We start from the raw sequence: 21084 nt of genomic DNA, 5'->3' as shown, positions 1-21084 counted from the left end.
TCTCTAGATTGTGAGTTCTTGTTCTTCACGAATAAGGCTTGCTTCTTCCATTACTTTTGCGATAACTCGTACGATTAAACCAATAACTAACATACTGATTTCGCTGTCTGAAATGTTAAAGCCTCCTTCCACATTATCTTCAGTATAAGAGAGTGCGATACTGAGAAGTATATCGGATAACACTTGAACAAATGGCATCATAATTAAGATGTTAGCGATTTTACGATACCTGATGGTGTTTTCAAGCGTAAATACTTGCCCTTTTTTGTATAAACGAAATAAAAGAATTAACTGCCATAGAATCGCACAGCTTAATAGTGTGGGTAGCATACTTGGTAGGTAACCTAGCATAGAACGTGAAAAAGAGAGTGGAAGAGTAACTTCAACAGGAAAAGTACTCTGGAATGATTGTGAGTTATAAAGAGTTGAAGCAAACCAAAGGACGGTATCCATTAATGGTAAAGCAACAAAAGCAAACCCAAAAACAATAAGCAGTTTTGAACTAAAAGATTGGATGTTATTTAAATTATTCATGGTGTTTCCCATTCAGTGTGTGTGATGAGAATATATGCCTATTCAAAATAAATAACAATAATTATTTATCGTTTTGCGATAAGTTTTTATCGCTATTTGCTTTGTAAATGTTAACGCTTTAATTTTCCTGCTCTTAATTTCTTGATTGAATCGCTCATTTTTCAAGTATTTATTAGTAATTTTATCAATAATTGTTAGTATACAATACAAAGGATTGTTAATTATATGTTTCGGTGTTGTATGAGTGTTCGATTAAAACTGATTTTATTTTTGTTGGTGTTGTTTTCTGTGGCTATTGCGAGTTCTGCTTTGACATTTAAGCTTGAATCTTATGGAGAAGAGAAGCTTGCATGGGTAATTCATACTCATAATGTTATTACTAATTCAGAAAAATTACTGAGTAGTATGAAAGATGCAGAAACGGGTCAGAGAGGTTTTTTATTGACCCAAGAGATTCATTATTTGCAGCCTTATTACACAGGAATCGCTGATTCCAAGCAGCTATTATCTACTTTGCAAGAGTTGACAAAAGACAATCAAAAGCAACAAGAGGCTCTTAAATACATTGAAAAATCAATGGCTCTTAAATTTGAAGAACTTGCTGCTACCATTGATTTTGTTCAACAAGATCAATTGCCTAAAGCCTTATCTCTTGTCAAAGAAGATAAAGGTAAAGCTTATATGGACGATTTAAGAGAAGATTTGAATCAATTTACTAATATTGAATTGTTGCTACTAGAGCAAAGAAAAGGCGACTTTAAAGAGAATCGCAGTCAACTTGTTACGTTAATTAAGATGCAAATACTCTTTTTAATCTTTTTGGCAATTGGTTCTATTTTCTTTATGAAGCGTAATGTATTTGACCCATTAAAATTATTGCTATTTAGTACGAAGAAAATGCAAAAGGGCCATAAGCTTGATATTGCGGATATCGTCGAGAAAAATGAAATGGGTAAGTTATTATCTGCTTTCTATCAAATGAATGAAGTCGTTCATGAAAAGACAGAAGCATTAGCTTACAAAGCGCATCATGACGAACTTACTGGGCTTAAAAACCGTAGTATGGTTAATACTGAACTACAAGCAGCACTTCATCAAGCAGCAAAAACCAATACGAAAGTCGCCGTGTATTTTCTTGATTTAAATAAGTTTAAAGAGATTAATGACACATTAGGCCATGATATCGGTGATGAGGTTTTAAAGAAAACAGCTCAACTGTTAACTGAGACGGTGAGAAGTCGTGATAATGTATTCCGTCTTGGTGGGGATGAGTTTTTAGTTATTGGTCAAGGTATCGCCCAATGCTCTGGAGTGAAAAAGTTAACCTCGAAACTATTAGAGCAGTTTAAGTTTCCCGTAAATATCGGCTGTGAACCTCTATCTATTTCTCCTAGTGTCGGTGTTGCTATTTATCCAGATGACAGCATTGATGGCGAAGAGCTAATAAAGTTTGCTGACATCGCCATGTATGAGGCTAAAAAAGATAAAGGCAACTCATATAAAGAGTTTGCCCCTATGATGCTTAAACGAGAAACGGATTGATTTCTTTTGCTATATGGTAACGATTTTTTCCTGAAAGTTTAGCTTGGTACATGGCCTTATCGGCTTTTTCTAGAGCCTCTTCTAATGGAGTCTGATCGTTACCAGACCAGTAGTATGCACCAATACTTGCAGATACATAAGGAGTGGCTCCATTAATATTAATAGGGTAGCTAATTGCATTTAAGATACGCTGCAAAATAGCATTAATTTCTTGAGTTGCTACCCTCGGATTTGTTAAGTACAAACCAAGTAAAAATTCATCGCCAGATAGACGAGCGACAAGATCGTTTTCAAAAACATTATTGGTCAAACGTTGTGAAATGATTTTCAATAAATCGTCACCACATTGATGCCCATAAGTATCATTTACCGCCTTAAATCCATCTAAATCAAGGAAGATTAGATAAACGGATTTCTGTTTTTTATGTGCATTAAGTAGCTGTTTATAAGCATTTTGACGGTTAGCTAATTGTGTTAATCCATCATGGTTGGCTTCAAAGTTAAGGCGCTGAAGCTCTTTTACTTGAGTTTGGTCATTAAGTGATATTACAAATGACTCTACTTTATTATCGCCATTTTTGATTAACTTAATGGTTAGTAAACAAGGCAACCAATGTGATTTGTTAGCATGTTTTCTTGAAAAGAACGGACTTGTAACGTCTGTTTGAAGTTTAAAATAACCTACTTTTAGCACCTGCTTTAATACCGATGTATTGAGCTCGATAGGTTGACGTAAATGAAGCTGATTTAGATTGGTGATGTTTCCAAACGTTTGAATAAAGGCATTATTTTTAGTCTCTATTACCATTTTTCTTGTTACAACAATCACTGAACTTGGGTTTTGGTCAAAAATCATTTCAGCCATTCGTTGACGCTGTTCAATGAGGTAACGTTGGCTGATATCTTCTATGTGCACTAATGAGTTATTTTCACCAGCAATCGGGTAAGTCGATATTTGATATTGTTGCCCTGTACCTTGGTGGCGAAGGGTTGTTGGTTCTAATCGTTGATGCATTTCGATGCATTCACGAAGCAGAGTTAATCGGTTTATTGGTTCAAAATCAGACAATAAATTTTCAATATGCTGCTGATTAAGAGATGTCATTTCATCATTATTTAGCTGAATTTGAGGCAACAATAAACGAGCTGCTGGATTATGATAAATTACTTTTTTATTAGGAGAGACAACTAATAGTCCTTGATCAAGTGAATCTAACACTTGATTAATGTAATGAGTTTTATCTTCCAGTCTTTGAAACGCTAGTGTTAATTGAGAGTCACGTTGACTTAAGTTATCAAGCATTTCATTAAAGCAATGAGTGAGCTTTCCAATTTCGTCGGGGTGAACAATATGCAGCCTTTGTTCTGTTACCCCTTTTTTGATAACTGTTTGCATTGAATTGAATATAGACAATAAAGGCGTGGCAATTAATCGGTGTACTCTGTGTGCAAAGAATAACGCTAAAAGTGAGAAGATAACCGTAGTAATTAAGAAAATGGTTAAAATCTGGTTGCGTTGTTCAAACATGCTGTCTTTTGAGGCCCATACTGTCAGATTACCAAGGTGTTCATTATCTAATGTTATTGGGTGTGTAATTGCAAAAAAGACTGAGTGTGAACATTGGATATCTCGTTCGTGCCATGAACAGTTTTCAGGTAAGTTATCTAATTTTGCGAAAGGTTCGCTATTAACATGCTCAACTCGAGCAGCGATCACTTCAGGATCAAAGGAAAGTGCATTCATTTGATCTAAACCTGTTTGTTGGTCATTAAAGATCAACGCACCAGATAGATTACTAGCAATACCCTGAGCGAGAATAGACGTACGAGTGTATAAATTAGCACTATGAGTTACTCCCATAAAATGAGCAACACTTGCCCCTAGGATCATTGTACTAAGGGTCAGTAATGTCCAAATAGGGTAGATGACTTTTTTACGTAACGGCAAAGCGCTGAACCATTGAAGTATCATAATGACCCCTCATTGGTTGCTATTTCAGATACAGATAATAATTGTGAACGAAGAGAAAGCTCTGTTGGCTTAATATTATGTAAACTGATCAAAGGTTTAATTCTATTATTTACTTTAATGAAGGCAATCATTCCACCAGCTGTAATAAACGGCTGGCCATCACCGATTAACAATGCGTGTGGTTGCAAGATTTTAAATGTATTGATAATGCTAGGGTCTTGGGTCGAGAGATAAATGATATGGCACGTTTCTCGTTCGAGATCTTTTACGGACGAATAGGGAATATAGTTAGCTTGTGCCGGTTTTTTGGTTATCAATGTTTGTAATGTATTACTAACATCTAGATCTAATTCACTGCAGAAATTAAATTGTTTATTGCTTGGGGTGAACTCACCCCAAGAGGTTAAAAAAGCAAAACGAAATAAATAAACCGCTTTCAAATTATGATCTTGAATGTTGTTATCGTCAGCTTTGAGATTAAAACTTAAAAGTAAAAGCAGCAGGCAGCCTATTACTTTAGAGCGAAGCCCATAAAATAACGGTGTGGATGAGTTGGCCTGTGCTTTTGTTTTGGACATTGTTATATAAAATTCCAACTTAATTCAGCATAATATTGAGTACCATTTGCAAATGGTCCAAATTGTTCAGGGTATTCTTTTAATTGGTCACTACCTAGGTTCTCAGCACTTAATTTTATGCTTGGCCATGTTGGTTTATGTTGCCAATTAATCGACATATCAACCGTAATGACTTCTGGCCAGATCGTATAATCGTCACCATAAGATTGATATGCTTGAATTAATGCTTCGTCAGGTTCTGATGCTGAAACATAATTCACTACTGATGAAACCCAGACTGTCGGATGAATATCCCACATCACGTGCAGTGTGGCATAGTGATTAGGCGTATTTTCTAGGTCTAAAATAGGCAATTCATTTGAACTACAGATAGAGCCGTTACAATCTCCCTTGATTGTCTTATAGCTGTAATTGGCATTGATTTGTAAGACATCGATTGGTTGCCATTGGATGCTCACTTCTCCTCCCATGGTTTCTTGGGATAGAGGATCAACTAATTGAGCAAACATATCATCAATAATTGTGCCGCTAGAATGCTCAGAGCTATCAGGTGTAAAGTATCGATTTCCTCCTAGGCCTTTATAAGCTCTAACATTATCATGTTGACTATAGAATAGACTTAGACTTACTTGGAATTGATTATCTTGCCAATAACGGTAACCAATTTCATACGTATCGACAGATTCCATTTCTAAATCGCGATTACCTAAGTAATGATAGGACATCATGTAGTCATAATAATTGACACTACCATCAGGGTTGACGGTATAAGCGCAACTACTGCAATAACTGTTTTCTTGAAACTGTGTATCTAATTCTAAACGAGAAGGTGTAATAACTGCTCGGCCCCAGCCCATCCATAAACGTTGGTTGTCCGTTAATTTTTGTAATGCACGAATTTGAGGTTGTGAGTACCACTCTTCAGTGATATTGGCATATTGAATACGATTACCTAGTGTGATTTCTGTTGAATCAGTCACATCAACTGCCCAGTTTGCATAAAAACCATAGCTTTGATTTAGGAATTTATGATCATCAATGGTGCGAATATAAGGAGAGAAGTATTGTTCTTTTTCAGAGAATTGAGCGTACTCTTCGTCAATAATACGGGCATTCGCACCAACTGTTAATATCCCCCAATCTTGAGTATTAAAGGTGTAACGAGTATCAAGATCAATACGAGTAAAACTTGCAGGTTCATTGGTGCTATCAGATTCACTATGAGTAACCCATAGTTGGTTTTCCCATTGGTTACCGTTTAGTTTTTCGTGAAGATATTGGAAACCAATAAATAACTCTTGTGAGTTCATTTCAGTTAAAAATACATCATAGTCATTTTTATGTGTTGCAGGCTCAAGAAAAGCAGGGGTATAAGTTAACCACTGATAATCTTCACGAGACTGGATCCCGCCAAACTGAACAGAAACCGTATTTTGTAGGTTTTGGTAATCAGCACGCATACCAAAGCGTTCTGTTAATACTTTTAAATGCCTAAGGTCTTCAAAGTGCTTATCAGTGTCAGTAAACGGAGAGTGTTGCAGTGATTCAATATAGCCTGATAAATGCGTGTTTTCGCTAATTTGGCCGCTGTGGTGAGCTTTAAATTCTTTGTAGTCAAAATTACCTGTCGAAGCACTTAGTTGTGCTTTCGGTGCACTTTCTGCATCTTTTGTGATGATATTTACGACACCATTAACCGCATTTCCTCCCCACATTGTACCAACTGGGCCTAACACCACTTCAATACGGTCAATACTATCTAGGCTGACAGGTAGAGTATCCCAGTTAACACCTGAGTACATTGGGTTAACGGCACTTCGGCCATCAATCATGACTAAAAGCGTATTATTTTCACCTTGGTTTTTACTGCGAGCTGAAACGGTCCAGTCGTAATCGGAAAATTTGGTAACATGAAGCCCTGGTGCAAGAATCAAGACGTCGGCAATAGAGCGCGCGCTAGAACGCTCTATCTCTTTCGAAGTAATGACATGAACAGAAGCAGGAACATCTGACAGACTAAGTGATGTTTTGGTGGCTGTGACGACTTTCGTATCGGCTAGTGATTCAAGCGGCATATTGAGTAATGCATCAAGATCATCAAATTCATTATCTATGTTTGCGATAACGGGTGAAGATAGAAAGATACATAAAGCATACAAAAATGGAGCACGAGATAGTATCGACATGATATTGAACTAACACCAAACATAGTTGAGATAAATACAAGGTATTAAGTAAATACCCATTTTGTATATTTTGATGCAATTCTTAAGTTTAAGATAATATTAGGAAAGAGATTTACGAGTTAACTCTGTATTTGTGTAATTTATTTCATCATATGGATGTGAAATAAGAATGTAATAAAAACACATTATGAGTTAATAAAAGAATATTGGTGAACTAAGTCACCTTTTGTTGTGTATTAAATCATGATTCATCAAAAATAAAATAAATATCTAATCACACTTTAAAGCTTGTCAATTGTTCAAATGTGATTGTAATCATAGAAAATAATTTTAAATATTTATATTAATTTGTGGGGTATATCAAATTTAATCTATTGAAATGTAGCAAAACTAAAATTTGTATAAATATTACTTATTTGTTTTGTGAGATTTGTTCTTTCTTTCCTATTGACTGTAATTATTTTGAGTTATCGATCACAAAATGTCATCTATTGCCGACTGCCATCTTCTATATTGATAATAGTTCTATCAAATACAGACCAAGAAGAAGGCTCGCTCATGCTATACGATTTAATTGATCATGATTTAATTGATGTTGTTAATCACGATATTGATGCGTGGGAAGACGCAGTAAAAACAACAACGCGTTACTTAGAACAAAAAGGGTACGTAACGGCAAATTATGCCGATGCTATTATTCAATCCACATATGATAATGGCCCATATTATGTACTTTGTCCAGGTATCGCCATGCCTCATGCCCGCCCTGAGGCTGGGGTGATAAAAACAGGATTAGGCATTCATATATTCCCATCAGCCATTGAGTTTGGCTCTGATCTTGGTCCTGCCAATATATTACTTACCTTAGCTGCAAAAGATTCTGATACACATATTGAAGTTATTCAAGCATTGAGTGAGATGCTTGTAGATGAAGAAAACATTGCAAAATTAACCGCAGCAACTTCAAAAAATGAAGTGCTCGATATTATTAAAGCATATTAAGAAAGGATATCTCATGAACGCTAGAGCAAAAGTGCAAGCCTTCGGGGGTCATTTGACCGCAATGGTATTGCCAAACATCGGAGCCTTTATTGCGTGGGGCTTTATTACTGCGTTATTTATTCCAACAGGTTGGATGCCAAATGAACAGTTTGGTGAAATCGTTGGCCCTATGATTACTTATTTATTGCCGTTACTTATCGGCTATACCGGTGGACAGCTCGTCGGTGATAAACGAGGTGCTGTCGCTGGTGCTATCGGTACGATGGGTGTCATCGTTGGTGCTGATATTCCTATGTTCGTTGGTGCCATGATCATGGGACCTGTGAGTGCATGGGCGATTGTTCAGTTTGATAAACGAGTTGAACACAAAATCCCATCAGGTTTTGAAATGGTGGTAAACAACTTCTCTCTTGGCATCATAGGCATGATCTGTTGTTTGGTGGCATATGAAGTTGTAGGACCTGCGGTAACTGCGGCGAATTTATTTGTAAAATCAGGCATCGAAGCACTAGTAGCAACTGGCTTTCTTCCTTTACTTGCAGTCATTAATGAGCCTGCAAAAGTTCTCTTTTTAAATAACGCTATCGACCAAGGTATTTATTACCCACTTGGCTTACAAGCAGCAGCGGAAACGGGTAAATCCATTTTCTTCATGGTGGCATCTAATCCAGGACCAGGTCTAGGTATGTTGTTAGCTTATGCCAAATTTGGTCAAGGGCTAAGTAAACGCTCTGCACCTAGTGCGATAATTATCCATTTCTTTGGTGGTATTCATGAGTTGTATTTCCCTTACGTACTAATGAAGCCAATTATGATTGTAGCCATGATTGCTGGTGCCGCGACAGGTATAGCAACATTCAATTTACTGGATGCTGGCTTGGTTGCTGGTCCAAGTCCGGGCTCTATCTTCTCTTATTTAGCATTAACACCAAAAGGCAGCTTTATCGCGATGCTTGCGGGTGTAGCAAGTGCCACGGTTGTTTCATTCCTTGTTGCTAGTGCGATTCTTAAAATGAGCAAGAAAGAACAATCTGAAGATGAGTTTGAGCAATCGGTTATCGATATGAAAGACATGAAAGCCGAAGGTAAAGCACAGCCTCAGGCATCAGTAGAAAAAGCAGAAGCGCAACCAATTAAATTTGTCGCTTTTGCTTGTGATGCGGGAATGGGGTCAAGTGCAATGGGGGCTTCAACCTTTAAGAGAAAATTAGTTAAAGCGGGTTATGACATTGAGGTTAAAAACTTTGCGATAGAAAAAGTACCAAGTGATGCGGATGTTGTTGTAACTCATGAAAGTTTAGAAGAGCGTGCAATTAAAGCGACAGGATTACCTGTGATTACGATTACCAATTTTCTTAATGACCCTGCACTTAACGAGTTACTCAATACGATTGAGACACAACAGGCTTAACGATATTTATTTCTGGGGGATGGTATGTCCCCCAAGTAGGAGAAAAAATTATGGTACAAACAACAGCTGCGGTTATTTGTGGTGAGAAAGACATCCAATTAAGAACATTTGAATTACCGCCAATTTCTGCTGATGAATTATTGGTAAAAAATATTTCAAACAGCGTGTGTTTATCAACATACAAAGCAGCCTTACTTGGTAGTAAGCATAAGCGAGTACCTGAGAATATTGATGAAGTGCCTGTTATTACCGGCCATGAATATGCAGGAGTTATTGTTGAGGTTGGTGAGAATTTAAAAGACCAATTTAAAGCTGGTGACTCTTTTGTACTTCAACCTGCGATGGGGTTACCTACGGGGTATTCTGCAGGTTATAGTTACGAAACCTTTGGTGGAAATGCAACGTATTCAGTTATTCCTAAAATTGCTATCGATTTAGGTTGTGTATTGCCTTATGACGGTTCGTATTACGCTGATGCTTCTTTGGCTGAGCCAATGTCATGTATTATCGGTGCTTTCCATGCAAGTTATCACACTACACAGTTTGTGTATGAGCATGAAATGGGAATTAAAGAGGGAGGAACGTTGGCATTACTTGCATGTGCTGGACCTATGGGGATAGGTGCGATTGATTATGCGATTAATGGACCAGTAAAACCAAGACGAATAGTGGTTACTGATATTGATGAAGCTCGCTTATCTCGTGCTGAAAGTTTAATCCCAATTAGTGCAGCAAAAGCACAGGGTATCGAGCTGATTTATGTCAATACCATTGAGATGGAAGACCCAGTTACTTACCTTAAATCCCTGAACGATGATCAAGGCTATGATGATGTAATGGTATATGCTGCAGTTGCACAAGTATTAGAGCAGGCCGATGCACTACTTGGTAATGATGGTTGTTTAAATTTCTTCGCAGGTCCTACAGATAAAGAGTTTAAAGTGCCATTTAATTTCTATAACGTGCATTATGAATCAACGCATATTGTTGGAACGTCTGGTGGTTCTACAGGTGATATGGTGGAGTCTTTAGAGTTATCAGCAAAAGGTGACATTAACCCTTCATTCATGATTACTCATGTTGGAGGACTACAAGCTGCGCCTCATACCATTTTAAATCAGCTGGATATTCCGGGTGGTAAAAAACTGATTTATCCACACATCGATTTGCCTTTAACTGCAATTGATAATTTTACTTCACTTGCAAAGCAAGATCCGTTTTTCTCTGAATTAGATGCAATCTTAGCGAAGAATAATTATGTATGGAATCAACATGCAGAAAAAGCACTATTAGAGTTCTATGACGTGAGCTTAAGCGTTTAATTCTATTAACTTTATGTGGTAGCCTCTAGAGGTTACCATATACAGAGAGGTTTAAGCCTTGTCACAAAATGTTGAATTGTTAGAAACCGTAGAAGAATGTGATGATGCAACGTCCTTTCTTCATGCTTCTAACAAATTAATTAATCTCAAATTAAAAGCATTACTACCGGATATCTTTGTTCAAGATGAATTGGTTATGGAGTATGCCGTTGAACCACTTTTAAAAGAAGATGGTCCGCTTGTGACAACAGATGTGGTATCTAAATTGATGTTTGCTATGGGAAAGATCTCATTAGAAACTTATGCAGATATTGGATTGTATGCCCAAGTTTTAGAATACGCGCAAAGTCAGCCAGATAAGTTGTCATTTGGTGATGATATGATCTATGACTTTATTAGTAATCAAGCGATATTATCAACACAGCAAGACAGCTTTTATCTTGAGTCAATCAATCAGTTAAAGTTTTCTTCTTTTGAAGTCTTTTCTCAAATGAGATATGAGTCTCTAATAAAAACCGTTCTCAAACTTTCCTGTGAAATGTTATTAGAAAAGATAGAAGAGGAAATCACTCAATAAGGTTTCCAAATGAAAGTGAATTTAAATGTTAGTGGTTTTGATACCGAAGCGTTTTTTCCAGATAAAGACATCGCAAAAATTCACAAACCGTTAGTGGAAAAATTTACTCGGTTATATCAAGAGCAAGAAGAACGAGTCGTTATTTTTCTTTGCGCTCCTCCAGGAAGTGGTAAGTCAACATTGGCTGCATTTTGGGAATATTTATCTCAGCAATCTTCGTTCATTGAGCCACTTCAAGTATTACCATTTGATGGTTTTCATTACACCAATGAAATTTTAGAAAGTAATACCACACAAAGAAATGGCGAAACCATCTCGTTAAGAAGCATTAAAGGTGGATTTGAAACGTTCAATCTCACGGATCTTATTCGTAAATTAAAACAGCTGAAAACTCAGGCACCAAAGTGGCCTTATTATGACCGTAATTTGCATGATCCTGTTGATGATGCAATTCAGGTTAATAAAAATATTGTAGTAGTAGAAGGGAACTGGTTATTACTGGATGAGCCGGTTTGGAGTGAACTATATAAATTAGCTGATTTTACTGTATTTATTGATACGGATGCGGAGTTTTTAAAAGACAGATTGGTTAATCGTAAAATACGAGGTGGAGTATCAGAAGAGGACGCATTAGCATTTTATGAGAATTCAGATGCGATAAATGTAGAGAAAGTACTCAATCACAGTATTAAAGCTGATTTGAATTTGTATATGAATCAAAATGGATCATTTGAAATTCAGTAGGAGAGAAGAATGAACGTTGTTGTTGATACCCACACACACACTCTTGCTAGTGGTCATGCTTATAGTACGATCATTGAAAACGCACAATCTGCACAGAATAAGGGGTTAAAACTTCTTTGTACCACTGATCATGCTCCTGAGATGCCGAGTGCCCCCCATTACTGGTATTTCAATAATCAGAGAATTTTGCCCCGCTTTCTTCATCAAGTTGGTATTCTTCGTGGTGTTGAAGCAAATATATTAAATGTGAAAGGTGAAATAGATTTACCTTCTTCGTCAGATCAACATTTAGATTGGGTTATTGCGAGTTTTCATGAACCTGTATTTGTGCCTGCAAGTGAAGCAGAACATACAGCCGCTTTGCTTAATGTGATAAAAAGTGGGCGTATTGATGTGCTTGGCCATTCAGGAAACCCTAATTATCCGTTTGATATTGAACGAGTCCTACAATGCGCAAAAGAATACAATGTTGCAATAGAAGTAAACAACACATCGTTAACAGGAAAAAGCCGTATAGGAAGTGATGTTCGTTGCGATAAAATTGTTGAAATAGGCAAAGAGATTGGTGTGTATTTTACAACAGGCTCTGATGCTCATTTTTGTGAGGAAATTGCGCGGTTAGATCTTGCGATAGCATTACTTGAAAAATACGAGATTGCAGAAGATAAGATCATTACGACATCGACATCTCGCTTTCTAAACTTTCTTTTGTTAAGAGGAAAGTTAGCTATTCCAGAATTTGAGCGTTTGTATTAATTGATAACATTGAATAGCTAATAGACAGCAAAAAGCCGATACACATGACGAGTATCGGCTTTGTTATTTGTATTGCTTTGAGACGTATTTATGCAGTTTGCAATCTCAGTCTTTCTACTGGTTTATCATTTATTGGTAAATGAATTAATGCCGCACAGAAAGCAAGTACAACTGTAGACCACCAAATTGGCTCGTATGAACCGTAATAATCGTAAATACGACCACCAGCCCAAGCGCCTAAAAAGCTTCCTACTTGGTGAGTAAAGAACACTAAGCCATACAAGGTTGATAAGTAACGAGCACCAAAGATTTGGCGAACTAAACCAGAAGTTAATGGCACTGTACCTAACCAACAGAAACCAATTGCACCGCCGAAGATAGCTGCTGTATGTTCAGTAACTGGTAGCGTTACAAATGCACCAATCACAATGGTACGAACAAAATACAAGGCAGACATAACATGACGCTTGTTGAATTTGTCACCCATTACACCCCAGAAGTAAGAGCCAAAGATATTGAAGATGCCAACATAAGCCAGAGCCATGGCAGCGCTTGATGCAGGTAAGTGTTTATCCGCTAAATAACTTGGTAAATGCGTTGCAATAAACATGACATGGAAGCCACATACAAAGAAACCAGCATGAATTAACCAGTACCCTCTGTGTGAAAATGCTTCTTTTAGCGCTTCAGTAAGAGTTTGAGTATCTTCTATTACTGCTGTTTGTGAGCTTGGTTTGGCGGTTTTCATGAATAATGCAAAAGCCACCATCAGTGCACATAACATTGCAAACACTTGCATTGCGATTTGCCAATTAAAATCATGTAGTAGTGTTTGTGCGCCGGGGATCATGGCAAACATACCAAATGAGCCCGCAGCTGTGGTTAAGCCAAATGCTTTAGCTGCATGTTCAGCAGGAACGACTTTTGCCACTGCACCTAAAATGATCACATAACTTGTCGCACTTAATCCAAGACCAACTAATGCGCCAAGAGAGACATAAAGCATACTTGATTCAGTTGCTATAGACGTTAAAGCAAGGCCTGCTGCATAAGCAATAGCACCAATAATAATGATACGTTTAGAGCCCCATTTGTCAGATGCCATGCCTATAAATGGTTGGAAAATTCCAAATAAAAGGTTTTGTAGTGCAATAGCAAAACTGAAAAATTCACGACCGGTTTGGAAGTGCTCTGAAATTGGCATCATAAAAATGCCGAATGATTGTCTGATCCCTAGACTGATAATTAAAATCCCGATCCCAAGCCATACTAGTGGTGGAAAACGAAAAATACTCATAATGTGCTCTTAGTGATGATGGTGAGAATGATGATGGCTATGGTCTTGACCTGTTTGCTGGTGGCAACCGCTATTTACTGCTTGTTGAGCAAGTAAATTTAATAAAGCGGGTGAGTTATGAACAGCTATTAGACTTAAAACCAGTAACACACTCATTCTGACCAATTGAGCGAAAATGGATTGTGAAAACATGCCGCGCTCTTAGGGTTAAAAAATAAGAGCGCGAATAGTAGGGAAAGCGAGGTAATGAGGCAAATGACCATTTGTAAAGTTGCTTATGCGTTTTTTGCATATATGACGACAATAGGAGCGTTTTATGATGAATAATGCGTATTTATTGTCATTTTTATTCTTTATTTTAATGCTTGTCGTTTTTATTTCAGATATTTATTTTTTATATTAATTAAGTTTAAATATGTACGTTTTTTATATTAAAGTGTTTTTTGCTTAAATGTTTGCATATTCTGTTGGTTTATTTAAATAAGTATTGAGTGATGTCTGTATATATTAGTAACATTTTTCCGTTAATAATAATTAACGTCAGTTTTTAATATAAATATATGGAATATAAAAATGAATAAGATCTTTAAAAAAACGCTATTATGTTGCTCGACTGCAATTGTTTTTTCTAGCGTAGCTTCTGCATCTGTTGTTATTCATGAGCAGCAGAAAACACCTGCTTATTTTCAACATGATGGTGTAAGCAATACTCAACTCGTTAATGATAGCTTAACAACGATTGTTGCTGATGAGCAGTACATGATTTTAGAATCAAATAATGTTGATACTGAAACTGGTGGTGCAAACTCTCATACTATTACCGTGTTTGGCTTAACAACCGGCTCTCAAGATACATCAACGGTTAAATATGATGTAATCGTTAATGATTATGAGCAAGATATCGTTCCTAATTATGTCCTAGGAACAAGTGTTACAGGCACAAAACTGCTAGATGATGCAGGTATTCATATTTACTCACCGAGCACTGTTACTCTTGGTGGAAAAGAGTTAAATGAAGCTATTGATGCAAGCGCTGGTGCCGTTTCATACAGTTTACCATTGATTGTTGATGGTGAGTCAGTTGCTGATGTTGAGTATAAGATTGAATATGGTAATAACATTATCGTTACTCCAGGAACAAATACACCTTCATATGGTTTGAACCAAGTCGTTACTCCTGAGCAATTATTTGTAGATTCAGGTACAACAGTAGATAGTAATGAAGAGGTTGTTATTATCGGTAGTGTGAATACAGCTGAATCAGGTAACCACACGGCTAATCTAAAAGTGATTGGTTTAACTACAGGTTCTTCTGAAGATATTGCAATTAATTACTCAGTAAACTAATTTAAAGTAATATTTAATATATAAGCCATGGTAGAAATACCATGGCTTTTTATTTTATTTCACCAACAATAACTTCTTCAACTTTACTGTTTAAAAATAAATTACGTTTAATGATTGGATTGACTGCAGCTAATGATGCAGAAACGCCACTCCATCCCTCAGTATTTGCTTTTAATTCTACATAAGCAATATTATTTTTAATTCTAAAGTGCGTCACTCTTCCTGCATCTTTGTAAGTGGCATCAAAAATTTCTTGGGCACTTGTTTGAGATAAATCTTTAAATGATGTTTTCGGAATACACTTATTTTTATAAGAGGTCGATTGTAATGGGTTAGTTCCACCTATTTGTGAAAACTCAGCCATTGCATGACGATATGCGGAAATATCTTCAGGCAACGACAATATATATTCGTCATTATTACAAGTTACTGTATTTGAGATTAATTGGGATTCAGGACTGCAGCCAGAAAGAAGTGCTAATAATGATATGAACGAAAGAAGTGCTTTCATTTGTGAATTTCTGCAAGTTAGTTATAAGTATATTTATTAGTTTATAGAATAAACTGTCAAAAAGGTGTCTTTATTTTGATAATTATGGAAGCAAGTACAGATTTTATAAGATTTGGCATGCATATAGAAGATATTTATATATTTATATATTTATTATTCAAATGTAATTTCAAATTGCATTTTTATTATCTATTTTTTGTTCATGTACTTTATTTTCGGTCTCCTTATCTTTATGAGTATTGGTAAATTTTCTATTTTTTCCTACACTTAAATGGAGATAAAAAGGAGTGTTTATGAAAGGGATCATTTTTTCAGAGTTCTTAGAGTTAGTTGAAGATCAATTTGGGTTAGACGTTTGTCAGCAAATGCTAGATGAAAATGATGATGAAGGAGCTTACACCGCTGTTGGTACTTATGATCATAAGCATTTAGTAAAGCTTATTATATCATTAAGTAAAGTGACAGGCATAAGCATTGAAGATTTACAGCAAGTGTATGGTAAATCTGTTTTTCTTACTTTATTTCAAAGTATGCCAGAGTTAGATGGGCAAGCATTAACTACGTTTGACTTTATCAGACAAGTAGAAAGCTACATTCATTTAGAGGTGAAGAAGCTATACGCTGAAGCTAATCCCCCTCGTTTTAAGTTTATATCAAGTACAGAGAGCGAAATGGTGATGGATTATATTTCTGCTCGTTGCTTCTCTCATGTTTGTTTTGGATTGATTTTAGGTTGTGCAGAGCATTTTAATGAGAGGATTGATATCCAGATGACCCCTGTTTTAGATGATGGTTCTCAAGTTCGTTTCACCTTAACCAAATCATAAAAGATTAAGGCAAAGTAAATGGATGTTGATAAAACAATTGAATTATTGAATCGGAAAATTAAACGAGAGAAAGCAGCGAGAAAAGCGGCTGAAGAGTTATTAGAACGTAAAAGTCATGAGCTTTATATGGCAAAGCAATTGGTAGAAGATACATTGTTTACTGTTCAAGAAAAGGCGGAAAAAGACGTTGTTTTACTCGAGTTTAAAAGCTATATCGATTCCATTTTATTGGATTACAATCAGCGATTATTAAAGGAGCAACCAACTCAAATGTTGTTGCAGAGCTTGATTAATGATTTAGGATGCCTCAACAGTATTCAATCAGTGCGTTTGTCTTTTTCGTCTAATGTTAATGAAACACTTACGCAATTATATGCAGGAAAACATCAAGAGTTTGAAACACCTTCCCATGCCTCTCATTCTGTTCAATGGAATGAAGGTCTGACTCAAATAACGGTTTTTTTTGAACTTGAAAGCATTGAATCAGGAGCCATTCAACTTATTTTTAATACCTCACCTAATGATATGTGGCGCGATACAATCGAGAAACAGTTTAGTCTGATTTCTGAAATGATTAACGCTGCGTTTGAACGTAAATATTTACTTGATAAAACCCTTAAAGAGAAAAAAAGAGCAGAAAGCTCAGAAAGGGCTACAAGGGATTTCGTCGCTATGATAAACCATGAGTTAAGAACGCCGTTAAATGGTTTATTAGGATCTGCTGAACTGATGGAAGATACACAAATAACGGATTATCAAAATAAACTTCTAGAGACGATTCATCAATCAGGTCAAATGCTAAGGATCATAATTAATGATTTGCTTGATTTTAGTAAGATGAGCGCGGGAATGTTAGAGCTTAAAGTGGCGAATTTTAAACCTTGTATCTTAGTGAAAACTATCGAGCAGATTTTTACACCACAGATGGCAGAAAAGTGCTTACGATTTGATATTCATATTGCTGATAACTTACCACCTGAGCTTTTAGGTGATATTGATAGGATCCAACAAATATTAGTAAACTTAATTGGTAATGCATTTAAATTTACCAAAAAAGGATACATCAGTTTACAGGTTGGCTGGCAAGATAAGGCCTTATTGTTGATCATTTCTGATACGGGATGTGGGATCCCACAAGACAAGCAAAAATTCCTTTTTGAGCCATTTACTCAAGTTGATAACTCAAGCCAAAGGCAATTTGAAGGTACGGGGCTTGGCTTATCTATTTGTAAATTACTCGTTGATGAAATGTCTGGCGAGTTAAGTTTTAAAAGTGAGTTAGGTAAAGGTTCTGAGTTTCAAGTTAAGCTGCCATTAACTGTGGTTTATGAACAACAAATGCGTTCAAGTGAAGATAATCAGTTGTCTTTTCCAATTGAGAATCTGTCTATTCTCGCGGTTGAAGATATTAAAATGAACCAAGTAATTTTAAATATGATGCTAAAGAAACTTGGAATAACTCCTGATTTTGCCAACGACGGTATGGAAGCGTTAACCTATCTACAAGATCATGAGGTTGATATTGTTTTAATGGATTGTCGAATGCCGATTCTTGATGGATTTGAAACAACAAAGCGTTTAAGAGAGCAAGGGTATAGAAAACCTATTTTAGCATTAACCGCAGGAACCACCTCAATAGAGGTTAAAGCGTGTATAGACGCTGGAATGGACGATACTTTAAGTAAACCTTATAAAGCTGCGGAGTTGGAAGCAATGCTAAAATCGTGGGGAGCAAAGAACATATAAAAAAGCCTCACAACATTGTGAGGCTTTGAATTATAAGAATGTCTATTTGAATATTAGGACAAAGCGTTATGCTTTTTGCTCTTTCAACTCTAATTCTTCAGCTTGTTTACTGCTTTCAAGCATCTTACGAATGATTAATGAAGCAATAAAAGCGATGGCAACCATCACTACCGCAAGTACAGTGAGTAATTGGAAATAACTACCATATACTGTTTGTACAAACTCTTGAGTAATGACATGGCCTTTTTCTTGCGCAATAGATGTCGAGAATACTGCGCCAATGATGCCACTTAATGCCATCGCAACAGAGAATAGACTTACGGAGAAGCCTTCGATATGTTTTGGTGCAACAGACAGAATGAAGGCTACCACTAAGCTACCTACAATTACTTCAGCAAATGCTTGGAAGAAGTGAATAAGTAAGAATACTTCTGGACGAATAATCGCATCTTCACCCACTCCCATTACCGCCATGGTTAAAATACCAAAAGCGATCGCAGTTAAGATGAATGCGAAGCCGATTTTTGTCGCTGTCGAAAAATGAATATCGCGTTTTTCAAGTGCTGAGAAAATCATCGCAATAACTGGACCTGCAACGATACACCACAGTGGATTCATTGCCATAGATGCTTCAGGTGCGATAGGAATAAGGTCGAATAAATCACCGCGCATAGTATTGATCGTTACCATGGTCATTGATGTCATCATTTGACCGTAGTAGACAAAGAATGCCGTTGTTAGCGCTGTCATGATTAGGATAGTGCCCATTTTAAGCGCATCCGATTTCTTTGATTTCAGCATTAAAATTACGAAGTAACCGATAGCTGCAAGACCAATGGCATAAACAATGTTTTGACCAATATCCATGTTTGAGAACATGAAGAAAACCAAGGCAATCATTGCTACTGATGTGATTAGAAATGACATCCAGTTTTGCATACTTACAGGTTTTTGATCAATATGAGCACCAACGGTTAATAGTGGTTTACGGAAGATCACTAGAGTCGCAAAAGCTAATAAAGCAAGAACACATGATAATAAGAAACTTCCGTGGAACCCTAAAACAAGAACAAACATCGGGAATAGATATTGGCCTAGTAGGGCACCAACGTTATTGACTGAATAGTTTACTGGGTAGCAGTTTTCAAAATGCTCTTGAGTATCAAAAGTACGTTTGTACAGGCTTGGGTAAGAAGGCGACATTAAGCCTCGGCCGTAGCTCGCTAATGCAATACCACACAACGCCATTGGAACATTTGTAGTATATGAACCAAGCACTAGTAGTGCATAACCAGTAGCAAAACCAAAGTAACTAATGGTTAGTGAGCGGTAAGCACCTAAAAATTTGTCAGCAATGAATCCACCAGCAATCGCAAATAATGGTCCGATTGATGAAAAAGCACCAACAACCATCATGGTGTCAGCTTCACTGTAATTTAGTTCTTCAAGGAAAAAGCGAGTTAAAATAACCATTACGCCATAAAATGATAAGCCAAACATCATTTGGCAAAACATCATGGACTTATTTAGTTTGTTCCACATAAGGGGTCTCTGTTAGATAATTACTTTTCGTATTTTATCATCAAAAGAATGTAACAAAGTACGATATTCTCAAAAAAGCATCGTTTAAATATTGTAAGTAATGGTGTTTTGTGGTCGTTTGTTTCGTTATTTTATATTATTTGTTTATAATATGTTTTTATTGTTTCTTAAGTAATCAATAATGAGAGAGGGAATAGATGAATCATTCAAAATAATTTTTTTTGAACGATATCATCTATTTTTTAAATAAGAGAACGAAATCGTTATCGTTGAGCTAATAGGTATTCTAGAGCGCCTACAATTGCCGCAACTTGAGCGTCATTACACTCCTGATCGGTTACTTTTTCGCTATCTGGGTAGACTTCCGTTGTTGATACGTAATCTGCATCAGTTAAGCCTGCGCATAATCCTAGCTTTTTAGTCGGGTAATTAATGACTCCTTCTTGAGCCACATCAGAGCCGATAATTTGGTTGTTTTCATCTGGTGGCGCAATGTGAGTTACGGTACGAACAGAATCAATAATGGCTTTTTGGAGCTCTGGAGCTGGTTTTTCTGTATCTCCAACCGTATAAAAACCATCTGGAATGTAGCCTTCAATGTAAGCGATACCATCACGAGCAGCCAATGCTGGGCGAAACTCTGTTTCATCACTATCGGTTGTTTCGTGCAAATCGATATGAGCAAATACTGGTGCATCTAATGAAGCAACTAATGCCATTAACCCTGCCGACTCTTCTGCTGGGCTATTTGGATAAAATGAGCGGTTAGGATCCGTAGCTGTTGGGTTCCAACGGTTGATCACTTCATAACCCCATGGGCTTACGCAAGGAGCAACAACAATATTGAACCATTGACTGTAGTACTCAGCTTTTGTATCGACAAATTGCAGCGCACCATGAACTCCAGAGGTTTCGTAACCGTGTACGCCACCACTGATCAGCAATGTTGGTTTTGTATCATCCCATTGTTTTGTTTTGATATACAGAAGCGGAAAGCGTTCAGTATCATAAGATAAAGCACCATATTGTGATACGTCGAAACGCTCAGATAGAGCCGTGATTTTCGTTACGACTTCTTCTTGATATGAGCGTTTTACTGTCATCGTTGAAAGCCATGCTGCTTTTTCTTGCTCTCCCCAAGGTTGACCTTTAATGCCAATTGGGTAACTGTATTCGTCTTTCATTATCAA

General features: G+C 36.7%; 19 protein-coding genes. 10 read left to right on the top strand and 9 right to left on the bottom strand.

Features of this window, described 5'->3' with window-relative positions:
• Positions 1–3 precede the first annotated feature (3 nt).
• Positions 4–534, bottom strand: a complete 531-nt coding sequence (locus tag AVFI_RS14345; RefSeq protein WP_188863598.1) for a DUF2975 domain-containing protein — start codon at positions 532–534, stop codon at positions 4–6.
• Positions 535–774: 240 nt separating this feature from the next.
• Here AVFI_RS14345 and AVFI_RS14340 point away from each other — a divergent pair, with 240 nt between their 5' ends.
• Positions 775–2076, top strand: coding sequence for a diguanylate cyclase domain-containing protein (locus tag AVFI_RS14340; protein ID WP_188863597.1), 1302 nt, complete (start codon positions 775–777; stop codon positions 2074–2076).
• On the opposite strand, the gene AVFI_RS14335 is transcribed toward AVFI_RS14340, so the two are convergent.
• The 3 genes from AVFI_RS14335 to AVFI_RS14325 are packed head-to-tail and all read right to left on the bottom strand — an operon-like array spanning position 2057 to position 6812.
• Positions 2057–4048: a sensor domain-containing diguanylate cyclase gene (locus tag AVFI_RS14335; protein WP_155662314.1), complete on the bottom strand. Its 1992-nt coding sequence runs from the start codon at positions 4046–4048 to the stop codon at positions 2057–2059. The genes AVFI_RS14340 and AVFI_RS14335 overlap by 20 nt on opposite strands.
• Entirely contained in the window at positions 4045–4626 is a 582-nt protein-coding gene (locus AVFI_RS14330; protein WP_155662312.1) for a YfiR family protein, read from the bottom strand. Before AVFI_RS14330 ends, AVFI_RS14335 begins: the two co-directional genes overlap by 4 nt.
• 2 nt (positions 4627–4628) lie before the next feature.
• Positions 4629–6812, bottom strand: coding sequence for a TonB-dependent receptor plug domain-containing protein (locus AVFI_RS14325; RefSeq protein WP_054775687.1), 2184 nt, complete (start codon positions 6810–6812; stop codon positions 4629–4631).
• Between the two features lie 558 nt (positions 6813–7370).
• Between AVFI_RS14325 and AVFI_RS14320 the strand changes: the two genes are divergently transcribed.
• The 6 genes from AVFI_RS14320 to AVFI_RS14295 are packed head-to-tail and all read left to right on the top strand — an operon-like array spanning position 7371 to position 12624.
• Positions 7371–7814 carry a PTS sugar transporter subunit IIA gene (locus AVFI_RS14320; protein WP_005421821.1) on the top strand — a complete coding sequence of 148 codons (444 nt, stop codon included), beginning with the start codon at positions 7371–7373 and terminating at the stop codon, positions 7812–7814.
• Between the two features lie 13 nt (positions 7815–7827).
• Positions 7828–9225, top strand: coding sequence for a PTS mannitol transporter subunit IICB (locus AVFI_RS14315; protein ID WP_005421822.1), 1398 nt, complete (start codon positions 7828–7830; stop codon positions 9223–9225).
• Positions 9226–9275: 50 nt separating this feature from the next.
• Positions 9276–10547 (top strand): zinc-binding dehydrogenase, encoded by a 1272-nt coding sequence (locus AVFI_RS14310; protein WP_054775686.1) that lies wholly within the window; start codon positions 9276–9278, stop codon positions 10545–10547.
• Between the two features lie 58 nt (positions 10548–10605).
• The gene (locus AVFI_RS14305) at positions 10606–11124 is read left to right on the top strand and encodes an MltR family transcriptional regulator (RefSeq protein ID WP_054775685.1); all 519 of its coding nucleotides are present in this window, start codon (positions 10606–10608) and stop codon (positions 11122–11124) included.
• Between the two features lie 9 nt (positions 11125–11133).
• Positions 11134–11868, top strand: coding sequence for a nucleoside/nucleotide kinase family protein (locus AVFI_RS14300; protein WP_005421825.1), 735 nt, complete (start codon positions 11134–11136; stop codon positions 11866–11868).
• A gap of 9 nt (positions 11869–11877) precedes the next feature.
• On the top strand, positions 11878–12624 hold the full coding sequence (locus tag AVFI_RS14295; RefSeq protein ID WP_054775684.1) for a phosphatase: 747 nt from the start codon (positions 11878–11880) through the stop codon (positions 12622–12624).
• Positions 12625–12712: 88 nt separating this feature from the next.
• Here the strand turns inward: AVFI_RS14295 and AVFI_RS14290 are convergent, their stop codons facing one another.
• Positions 12713–13921 (bottom strand): MFS transporter, encoded by a 1209-nt coding sequence (locus tag AVFI_RS14290; protein WP_012535192.1) that lies wholly within the window; start codon positions 13919–13921, stop codon positions 12713–12715.
• Positions 13922–13930: 9 nt separating this feature from the next.
• Complete coding sequence (locus AVFI_RS14285; RefSeq protein WP_026029387.1) at positions 13931–14113, bottom strand: hypothetical protein; 183 nt, start codon at positions 14111–14113, stop codon at positions 13931–13933.
• 381 nt (positions 14114–14494) lie between these two features.
• Between AVFI_RS14285 and AVFI_RS14280 the strand changes: the two genes are divergently transcribed.
• Complete coding sequence (locus tag AVFI_RS14280) at positions 14495–15268, top strand: hypothetical protein (protein WP_155662308.1); 774 nt, start codon at positions 14495–14497, stop codon at positions 15266–15268.
• Between the two features lie 49 nt (positions 15269–15317).
• Here AVFI_RS14280 and AVFI_RS14275 read toward each other — a convergent pair whose 3' ends face one another.
• Complete coding sequence (locus AVFI_RS14275) at positions 15318–15779, bottom strand: hypothetical protein (RefSeq protein WP_005421833.1); 462 nt, start codon at positions 15777–15779, stop codon at positions 15318–15320.
• 293 nt (positions 15780–16072) lie between these two features.
• Here AVFI_RS14275 and hnoX point away from each other — a divergent pair, with 293 nt between their 5' ends.
• Positions 16073–16606 carry a nitric oxide sensor HnoX gene (gene hnoX, locus AVFI_RS14270; RefSeq protein WP_054775683.1) on the top strand — a complete coding sequence of 178 codons (534 nt, stop codon included), beginning with the start codon at positions 16073–16075 and terminating at the stop codon, positions 16604–16606.
• Positions 16607–16624: 18 nt separating this feature from the next.
• The gene (locus AVFI_RS14265; RefSeq protein ID WP_017019909.1) at positions 16625–18352 is read left to right on the top strand and encodes an ATP-binding protein; all 1728 of its coding nucleotides are present in this window, start codon (positions 16625–16627) and stop codon (positions 18350–18352) included.
• A gap of 66 nt (positions 18353–18418) precedes the next feature.
• On the opposite strand, the gene AVFI_RS14260 is transcribed toward AVFI_RS14265, so the two are convergent.
• Both AVFI_RS14260 and AVFI_RS14255 read right to left on the bottom strand, forming a co-directional pair.
• Complete coding sequence (locus AVFI_RS14260; protein WP_017019908.1) at positions 18419–19894, bottom strand: peptide MFS transporter; 1476 nt, start codon at positions 19892–19894, stop codon at positions 18419–18421.
• A gap of 263 nt (positions 19895–20157) precedes the next feature.
• Complete coding sequence (locus AVFI_RS14255; protein ID WP_054775682.1) at positions 20158–21078, bottom strand: M14 family metallopeptidase; 921 nt, start codon at positions 21076–21078, stop codon at positions 20158–20160.
• Between the last annotated feature and the right edge of the window lie 6 nt (positions 21079–21084).

Source organism: Aliivibrio fischeri ATCC 7744 = JCM 18803 = DSM 507 (genome assembly GCF_023983475.1).
GTDB classification, from domain to species: Bacteria; Pseudomonadota; Gammaproteobacteria; order Enterobacterales; family Vibrionaceae; genus Aliivibrio; species Aliivibrio fischeri.
The sequence above is the reverse complement of the archived record's forward strand: the minus strand, read 5'-3'. Positions and strand labels throughout refer to the sequence as shown.

Excerpts from the sequence above, each read along its gene's own strand:
- AVFI_RS14345 (WP_188863598.1), bottom strand. The coding sequence starts at position 534 with ATGAATAATTTAAATAACATCCAATCTTTTAGTTCAAAACTGCTTATT.
- AVFI_RS14340 (WP_188863597.1), top strand. The coding sequence starts at position 775 with ATGAGTGTTCGATTAAAACTGATTTTATTTTTGTTGGTGTTGTTTTCT.
- AVFI_RS14335 (WP_155662314.1), bottom strand. The coding sequence starts at position 4,048 with ATGATACTTCAATGGTTCAGCGCTTTGCCGTTACGTAAAAAAGTCATC.
- AVFI_RS14330 (WP_155662312.1), bottom strand. The coding sequence starts at position 4,626 with ATGTCCAAAACAAAAGCACAGGCCAACTCATCCACACCGTTATTTTAT.
- AVFI_RS14325 (WP_054775687.1), bottom strand. The coding sequence starts at position 6,812 with ATGTCGATACTATCTCGTGCTCCATTTTTGTATGCTTTATGTATCTTT.
- AVFI_RS14320 (WP_005421821.1), top strand. The coding sequence starts at position 7,371 with ATGCTATACGATTTAATTGATCATGATTTAATTGATGTTGTTAATCAC.
- AVFI_RS14315 (WP_005421822.1), top strand. The coding sequence starts at position 7,828 with ATGAACGCTAGAGCAAAAGTGCAAGCCTTCGGGGGTCATTTGACCGCA.
- AVFI_RS14310 (WP_054775686.1), top strand. The coding sequence starts at position 9,276 with ATGGTACAAACAACAGCTGCGGTTATTTGTGGTGAGAAAGACATCCAA.
- AVFI_RS14300 (WP_005421825.1), top strand. The coding sequence starts at position 11,134 with ATGAAAGTGAATTTAAATGTTAGTGGTTTTGATACCGAAGCGTTTTTT.
- AVFI_RS14295 (WP_054775684.1), top strand. The coding sequence starts at position 11,878 with ATGAACGTTGTTGTTGATACCCACACACACACTCTTGCTAGTGGTCAT.
- AVFI_RS14290 (WP_012535192.1), bottom strand. The coding sequence starts at position 13,921 with ATGAGTATTTTTCGTTTTCCACCACTAGTATGGCTTGGGATCGGGATT.
- AVFI_RS14285 (WP_026029387.1), bottom strand. The coding sequence starts at position 14,113 with ATGTTTTCACAATCCATTTTCGCTCAATTGGTCAGAATGAGTGTGTTA.
- AVFI_RS14280 (WP_155662308.1), top strand. The coding sequence starts at position 14,495 with ATGAATAAGATCTTTAAAAAAACGCTATTATGTTGCTCGACTGCAATT.
- AVFI_RS14275 (WP_005421833.1), bottom strand. The coding sequence starts at position 15,779 with ATGAAAGCACTTCTTTCGTTCATATCATTATTAGCACTTCTTTCTGGC.
- hnoX (WP_054775683.1), top strand. The coding sequence starts at position 16,073 with ATGAAAGGGATCATTTTTTCAGAGTTCTTAGAGTTAGTTGAAGATCAA.
- AVFI_RS14265 (WP_017019909.1), top strand. The coding sequence starts at position 16,625 with ATGGATGTTGATAAAACAATTGAATTATTGAATCGGAAAATTAAACGA.
- AVFI_RS14260 (WP_017019908.1), bottom strand. The coding sequence starts at position 19,894 with ATGTGGAACAAACTAAATAAGTCCATGATGTTTTGCCAAATGATGTTT.
- AVFI_RS14255 (WP_054775682.1), bottom strand. The coding sequence starts at position 21,078 with ATGAAAGACGAATACAGTTACCCAATTGGCATTAAAGGTCAACCTTGG.